The sequence below is a fragment of the Mycobacterium sp. genome, assembly GCF_032162105.1.
Taxonomy (GTDB): domain Bacteria; phylum Actinomycetota; class Actinomycetes; order Mycobacteriales; family Mycobacteriaceae; genus Mycobacterium.
Genome location: NZ_JAVRPS010000710.1, coordinates 1 through 7,434, shown reverse-complemented (window position 1 = coordinate 7,434; position 7,434 = coordinate 1). Strand labels below are relative to the sequence as shown.

6 protein-coding genes are annotated in these 7,434 nt (G+C 66.2%); 5 read left to right on the top strand and 1 reads right to left on the bottom strand.

Features of this window, described 5'->3' with window-relative positions; genetic code table 11:
• Nucleotides 1–146: 146 nt before the first annotated feature.
• Nucleotides 147–1,460, top strand: coding sequence for a DUF1800 domain-containing protein (locus tag QOC69_RS36045; protein ID WP_526447624.1), 1,314 nt, complete (start codon nucleotides 147–149; stop codon nucleotides 1,458–1,460).
• Between the two features lie 12 nt (nucleotides 1,461–1,472).
• Entirely contained in the window at nucleotides 1,473–2,729 is a 1,257-nt protein-coding gene (locus tag QOC69_RS36040; RefSeq protein ID WP_526447622.1) for a DUF1501 domain-containing protein, read from the top strand.
• 10 nt (nucleotides 2,730–2,739) lie between these two features.
• Here the strand turns inward: QOC69_RS36040 and QOC69_RS36035 are convergent, their stop codons facing one another.
• On the bottom strand, nucleotides 2,740–3,513 hold the full coding sequence (locus tag QOC69_RS36035; RefSeq protein WP_526447620.1) for a glycoside hydrolase family 16 protein: 774 nt from the start codon (nucleotides 3,511–3,513) through the stop codon (nucleotides 2,740–2,742).
• An 814-nt stretch (nucleotides 3,514–4,327) separates the two neighbouring features.
• Here QOC69_RS36035 and QOC69_RS36030 point away from each other — a divergent pair.
• The 3 genes from QOC69_RS36030 to QOC69_RS36020 all read left to right on the top strand — a co-directional run.
• Nucleotides 4,328–5,167 carry a glycosyltransferase family 2 protein gene (locus tag QOC69_RS36030; protein ID WP_526447618.1) on the top strand — a complete coding sequence of 280 codons (840 nt, stop codon included), beginning with the start codon at nucleotides 4,328–4,330 and terminating at the stop codon, nucleotides 5,165–5,167.
• 67 nt (nucleotides 5,168–5,234) lie between these two features.
• Nucleotides 5,235–6,194: a glycosyltransferase family 2 protein gene (locus tag QOC69_RS36025; RefSeq protein WP_526447616.1), complete on the top strand. Its 960-nt coding sequence runs from the start codon at nucleotides 5,235–5,237 to the stop codon at nucleotides 6,192–6,194.
• Nucleotides 6,194–7,434, top strand: a 1,241-nt coding sequence (locus QOC69_RS36020) for a lipopolysaccharide biosynthesis protein (protein ID WP_526447614.1), incomplete at its 3' end; no start/stop codon positions are given. The genes QOC69_RS36025 and QOC69_RS36020, both read left to right, overlap by 1 nt.

Sequence of the window (7,434 nt, the reverse complement as noted above, 5' to 3'; positions counted from 1 at the left end):
ACGTACCGGCCACATCGCAGCTGAAAGTTTCCTGTGAACGTCGCCGCGAATGTTGGCAATTCAACAGCGGTCCATTGCATCGGAATGTCCACGACTTTGTGCGTATTGATGCGCCGATGGCAAACGTGGAGGCGTCGGGAGGCGGGATGTCGACCCAGTCAGCTCGGTGGATCGCCACTGCGCGTCTGCTACGGAGGACGGGCTTCGGCACCACCGGGCCACGGGTGGATGCGCTGCAGGGCCAAGACGTGGGTGCTTACCTCGACGGGGTGCTCAACTTGGACCCGGAGTCCGACCCCGGAGCACGGGCGACGCCGATGCCGGTCTACCCGGACGTGCCGAGGTACCCGGGCGAGAAGGCAGACGGCGCCGCCAAGGACGCCTGGAATCAGCTCGTCGACGGCCAGATGGCCGAGCTGACCAGGTGGTGGCTGCGGCGCATGGTCGCGGTGCAGGAGCCGATCCACGAGAAGCTAACGCTGGTGTGGCACAACCACTTTGCCACCTCGGCGCTGAAGACCAGGTTCGCGTGCTACATGAGCGCACAGAACCGGACGCTGCGCAGCCTCAAGCTCGGTGACTTCCACACCTTGGCCTACGCGATGCTCACCGACGCCGCGATGCTGTCCTGGCTGGACGGACACGACAACGTCGCAGGCTCGCCCAACGAGAACCTGTCGCGAGAGTTCATGGAACTCTTCGCGTTGGGACATGGCAACGGGTACACCGAGGCCGACGTACGCGAAGGTGCCCGCGCGCTGACCGGTTGGACGAACGACTTTCGCGGCGGGACCCGGCTGCGCGCCGACAAGCACGACGATGGGATCAAGACGGTGCTCGGCGCCACCGGGCCGCTCGATGCCGCCGGGTTCTGCGACGCGGTGCTGAACCATCCCAACTCTGCGCGGTACGTCGCGACTCGGCTGTGGCGCCAACTCGCCTCCGACACACCACCGAACGATGAGACATTGACTCGTCTGGTCACCGACTACGGGCCGGGTCGTGACCTCAAGGCGCTAACGAAGGCGATCCTGACCGACCCGGCGTTCGCGGCGGGCACCGCCATCACGATGCCCGCGGAGTGGCTCATCGGCGTGATGCGCACCCTGAAGGTCCCCGTCGACTCGCCCGAGACGGCGTACGCCATCGACGGGGCACTGACCGGCCTCGGGCAGAAGCCGTTCTATCCACCCGACGTGGCTGGCTGGCCGCAGGGCCGGGTCTGGGTCTCGACGGCGAGCACCGCCGCACAGGTCTGGGCCGCAGGCGAACTCGCCAAGCGCGGTGACCTGTCGGTCATCGAGAGCGCTGCACCAGGTGACCGGGTGGACGCCGCCGGGTACTTGATCGGTGTCGGCGCGTGGTCAGATCGCTCGGCGTCGGCGCTGCGGGCATTCACCAAGAATCCGTTGCAGCTGTTCACCGCAGCGGTCAACACCCCCGAATATCTCACTGCGTGACGAGGTGCCGAAATGGTTGAAGTGAATCGCCGCCGATTTCTGCTTGCAAGCGCCGGCGTTGGTGTCGGTGCAGCCGGCTTGCTGACCGGCGTCGTGGGGTGCGGCACGTCCGATCTGCCGCGGCCGGGGGACGCACGCACACTGGGGGACAACGACGGCGTCCTGGTGATCGTCACGCTGTATGGCGGCAATGACGGGCTGAGTACCGTAATTCCCCACGCGGACAACGCCTATCAGGATGCCCGCCCGGACCTGGCGTACGCGCCGTCCGAAGTGCTTCCGCTCGACGCGCAGCTGGGGCTCAACCCGGCCATGACGGGTCTGTCGCAGTTGTGGTCGGAGCACCAGCTCGCCATCGTGCGTGGCGTGAGCTATCCGAAGCCCGACCGGAGCCACTTCCGCTCCATGGACATCTGGCAGACCGCGTCGCCGAAGGAACCGGTCAGTACGGGCTGGATCGGTAGGTGGCTCGATGCGACCGGCGACGATCCGGTGCGCGCCATCAACATTGGCGCCGTGTTGCCCCTCATGGCGGTCGGCGCGAAGCAGGCGGCGTCGACGCTAGCCGGTGACTCCAGCCCGGTGTCCTCTCAGGTCAGCGAATCCCTTACCGCCCTCGGCGCCGCCGACCCCCATGATTCGCCTGCGATGTCGGCGGTGTGCTCGGCCTACCGGTCGACCCGCGCCTTCGGCGCCGCGGTCAGCCCCGTGCTTGGCACCGCCGCCCCCACCGTGTCGATCGACCCGCTTGCCGGTGGACTCACCTTCACCGCCGCCGCGTCCAACGCACCAAATCCGTTGAGCGACAGGCTCAACGTGGTGAGCAAGTGCATCAAGGCGGGTCTTCCGACCAGGGTGTACATGGTTGCCCTCGGCGGGTTCGACACCCACGCCGACGAACGTCCCACCCAACAGCACCTCCTCGAAGTACTCGATCGCGGGCTGACACCGTTCCTTCGGGACATGAGCACCGACCGGCACGGCAAGAACGTCGTCGTGATGGTGTACTCCGAGTTCGGGCGACGAGTAGTGGCCAACGCATCGCACGGCACCGATCACGGAACCGCGGGGCCGGTGTTCGTCGCCGGAGTGCCGGTGAAGGGCGGGTTCTACGGCGAGGAGCCCAGCCTGACCGACCTCGATGACGGTGACCTCAAGGGCAGCATCGACTTTCGCGACATCTACCACGAAGTCCTCTCCAAGACCGTCGGCGCCGATCCCGAGCCCGCCGTCGGAACTGGTCGCACCGACATCGGGTTCCTCGCGTGACCGTTCGTGATCACGGCAGCGAGTACTGGCGCACCCAGTCGACGAGCTGACTGCCCCCTGCGGCGATGTCGCCGCCGAAGTCGTCCACCTGAAGGCAGAGGTGAAGCGACCGTGGTGGGAAGTTGGCGGTGTTGGTACTGGTCCACCACGGTGTGCCGTCGAGGAAGTAAGTGATCTTCTCCGGCGTCCACTCGACCGCCCAGGCATGCCACTGGGTGGCGTCGACGCTGACCTGTGCCCCTACTCGGCGGTCGTCGGCACCGTAGTGCATCCAACCCTCGACCACCTGTCTGGTTGGTTCGATGGCTTCCATGAAGTCGACCTCCCCACCGACGGGCCAGTCTTCGGCGTCCGGCCACAGCAGCACTACGGAGTGATAGCCGGGCGCTGACTGTGGGGACCGAACGCACACCTCCCACCGTCCGAAGTGCTGACCTGCGTTCCACCCCATGCCCCCCGAATCGCCCGACCCGTCCCCCGTGATGGTAAGAACACCGTCGGACACCGAGATCGCCTTGGGGGTCCGCTTCCCGTTCCCCGCGTGGCCGATCCCTTCGTACAGATGCCAGTTCGACAACGACGCCTTCGTGTCGAATCCGTCCTCACGGTCCGGCACTCCCCAATCGTTCTCCAACGCGGCAGTGTGCTCACACGCGCCGGCAGGCGTGGCGCTCACGATCCCCGGGACGCCACAGCTCGGCGCCGCCGCGGTCATCAGCGCCGCGACGGCGACTCCGGCACAGCGACGCACTGACGCCTGCACGCTGCGTGAGGATGATTCCATCGGGGCGTCCCTCCCAGTCACCCGGTGTGAGTGCACGATAGGGCACACAATAGGCCGCTGCCGCCGTTCTCCGCCCAGCTCCAGGCGCTGGCGGAAGCGGATATCCGCCGTTCTCCGCGAGCCTGACGCTGTGGCGTCCAACACATGTGGGCCGATGCGTAACCGCCCGTAACGTTGGTCGACGGCTTTGATGCCAGGTTGTAGCAACAGCTTCGCCTGCTTCCGGTGGCCCGCCTGGCCCGCCTGGCCCGGGGGCCGGCCGGGGCGCCTTCGGTCACTGGCGGGTGATGTGGCTACATGTCGCGATCGCGGTGAGCCCAGGTCGGACCTGTTGGCCCACCACAGATCCCGGCCGCCGTCGCAAGCGAGAGAAGATGCGGTCGGTCGCTGGCTTTCAGCACGGTGATTGACGCTCGCAACAGTCCCACCCGAATCTCGACCCGCGGTGTGGTGACGGCAAAAGATCGCAGGCCTTGATGCCCCGATGGGCGCCCGAACTCACGACGCAGCTGTTGGTTTCCGTAACACGTTGTTGCCTCTGCACCGCTTGCAGGCGGGCGGCCGGTATGCCAGCGTTGACACAGCCGATGGACTCGCCAACGGGGACTGAGTCCGGTTCGATGCAGATAGTCGAGAATCGCAGGCAGTCCGTGGAGTTGGCGCGCCGTCGCGTCAGCCCATCTGGTCAGAATCGGGTGGCGCTCAACGCCGCTCGCGGGCAGTTCTAAGAAGCGCGGTCGATACCGCGCAGCTTTTGGGGGCCACACGTGTTGAAATCGTCCGTCGCATCTGCAGCCAAGGAAAGGCCCGAAGAATGGCCAAACTAGCCACCATCTGGGACGGGATCTCCCACGGTGCGGAACGGCCGCGGGTATCGGTGGTCATCCCCGCACTGAACGAGGAGAGAAACCTTCCCTTCGTCGCCGCGAAGATGCCGGAGGACGTTGACGAGATCGTCTTCGTCAACGGTGCTTCGGTGGACAACACCGATGTCGTAGCGCGTGAACTGTGGCCTGACGGGATCCACGTCCGGCAGACCAGGAAGGGCAAGGGCAACGCCCTGGCGTGTGGGTTCAAGGCCGCGACCGGAGACATCATCGTGATGATCGACGCCGACGGCAGCACCGATCCACTCGAGATTCCACGGTACGTTTCCGCCCTCGTGTCCGGCGCCGACTTCGCGAAGGGGTCTCGCTTCATCCTAGGTGGCGGCAGTGCGGACATCACGAAGTTCCGGCGGATCGGCAACTGGGGTCTCAATGCAATGGTTAATGCGTTGTTCGCCACCAAGTACACCGATCTGTGCTACGGATACAACGCCTTCTGGCGCCATTGCCTCGATGTGATGGAACTCCCCGAAACCAACGATGCTCAGCCGCAGTGGGGAGACGGATTCGAGATCGAGACCCTGATCAACGTGCGGGTCGCCGCGCGCCGACTGAGCATCGCGGAAGTCTGCAGCTACGAGGCGAGCCGGATACACGGAGTGAGCAACCTCAACGCGGTTCGGGACGGCACTCGGGTGCTGCGGACCATCCGCAGAGAGTTCTTCCTCTCGAGGAAGAACAGCGCAGCAGAGCGTCGAACGGGACGGCGCAACGTCCGTTCGGCAGGGCGCAACACCAAGCTTCTGAAATCCGAGCAAGCCTCCTAATACACCTTGAACGACACTGGGCGACTGAACAGGTCGCCCGACGACGGCTGATCGAATCGGGGGGATCGTGACTGGAAGTGATGCTGACGACGGAACGGACGTCGACATTTCGGTGGTGCTGGCGTGCTATGCGGAGCGCCGACTGCCGAGCATCCGGGCCGCCCTCGTGTCGTTGCGCAAACAGAGCCTCGAACCCGCCAAGGTCATCGTGGCGGTGGACAACAACGCACGGCTGGCAGACCTGCTCTCCGATGAGTTCAGTTGGATCAACCTGGTGCGCAACGACAATGGGCGTGGCGCATCCGCGACGCGCAACTGTGGGGTGAGCGCGGTGGAGACGGCATTCACCGCGTTCCTCGACGACGACGAGACTGCCGACCCGGAGTGGCTTCGGACTCTTACTCGGCCGTTCGTGGATCCGAGCGTCGTCGGAACCGGCGGCAAGTACGAGCCGTCCTGGCGTACCTCGAAGCCCGGTTGGTTCCCCGACGAGTTCGCCTGGGTGGTCGGCGGCTCCTATCAGGGGCTACCTACGGTGACCGCTCCGATCCGCAACGTCTGGTCGGGCAACATGGCGGTGCGTACCAACGAGTTTCGCGCAGTCGGCGGCTTCCGAACCGACTTCGGCAAGCGCGGCTCGATTCCGCAGCCGGAGGACACCGATCTGTGCATCAGGATGGCCGCCGCCAGTGGTGGCCACTGGATGTACGTCCCCGACGCGGTGATCCATCACGACGTGCCTGCCGACCGGGCGTCGCTGGGGTTCTTCGTACGCCGGTGTTATGCCGAGGGTGCCGGCAAGGCGGCCATGCAACGCGTTCTCGCCGACGGATCGGCGGTCTCGACCGAACACGACTACGTCAGAACCGTGTTCGTCGAGGCGTTGCGGCGGTCCACCGGTCGACGACCGTCCACCCGCAGGCAGGGTGCGGTGATGTTGGCCGGCCTGGCCAGCGCCGGGGTCGGCTACGCGCGAGGGCGGGTCGCTTCGGTGTCTTCGGTCTCCACGGGGAGCGCCGCAGCCTGATGGTGCGAACCAAGTCGACGCTGCAACCGCAGCCCGCGCGCTTCGGCGCCGCGCGGCTGTACCGCGATGCCGGCTCGATGGCGTCGTCGTCGGTGGCGAACGCCGTTCTCGGAATGGCGTTCTGGGCGGTCGCCGCCAAGATGTTTCCGCCAGAGAAGCTCGGTGTGATGACCGCCGTGCTCGCGGTCATCGTGTCCGTCGGCGTCGTGGTGGCCGCGGGTGTCGGCGATGCCTACACCGCCCTATTGCCTGCCGCCGGCCCGGATCGCCCTGTCCTGTACCGGCGCGGCCAGCGGCTGTTCTTCGGGCTGGCGTTGGTGATCGGCATCGCGGCGGCGCTCGCGACCACGACCTGGCTTCGCGAGGTGCGGGGATCGGTCGTGATCGCCGTGCTGGTCGTGGTGGGAATTCTGGCGTGGTCGGCACTGACACTGCAGAACTCGACTCTCGTCGCGTTGGGCCGGGCACGTTGGCTGCCTGCGGCGAACGTCGCCGTGAGCCTTGGCAAGATCGCGCTCCTGCCGCTGCTGGCCCTCGCCCACGTGTGGCACGCGGTCGAGTTCTCGTTCGTGCTGGCCGCGATCCTGATGGTGGCCATCCTCCGCCCGACGATCGTGCGCGTGATCGACTCCAGCGACGACCTGCCCGACGCGTCCACCGCCGGCGCGATCAGCACCCGTACCTTCGACCGCTTCGTCGCGCAGACGACGGTGTCGTCGGCGTTGAGCATGGGCTTGGTGAACGTGACACCGTTCGTCGTAACGGTCTTCTCCGGTCCGAAGGAGGGGGCACTGTTCGCGCTGTCCCTGTCCATCGTGCAAGCGGTGGACTTCATGGGTGCCGCCCTGGTGGTGTCCCTTGTCGTGCATGCCTCGAGCACGCCCGCCGAAGCGGGGGCGATGGCACGGGCAATCCTCATCAGGGTGGTGGTACTGGCGGTGACCGGCGGGCTGGCACTGGTGCTGGTGGCCCCCACTGCGCTGCGGTGGCTGAATCCGCACTATGGCTCGATGGGTGCGACGGCCGTCATCGGCGTCCTTGCGATGGGCACCGTGTTCCGGTGCACCTACATGGTGTGGGCGGGGTTGCAGCGTTCCCGGCGAAACATGAAGGTGCCGTTGCTGTTCAACTTCTTCTGCGCGGTTCTGCTGCTCAGCATCATGCCCGCTCTGACCTCCGAACACGGCGCGCTCGGTGGTGCAATCGCGCTCTTGCTGTCGCAACTGGCCGTCGTCACCGC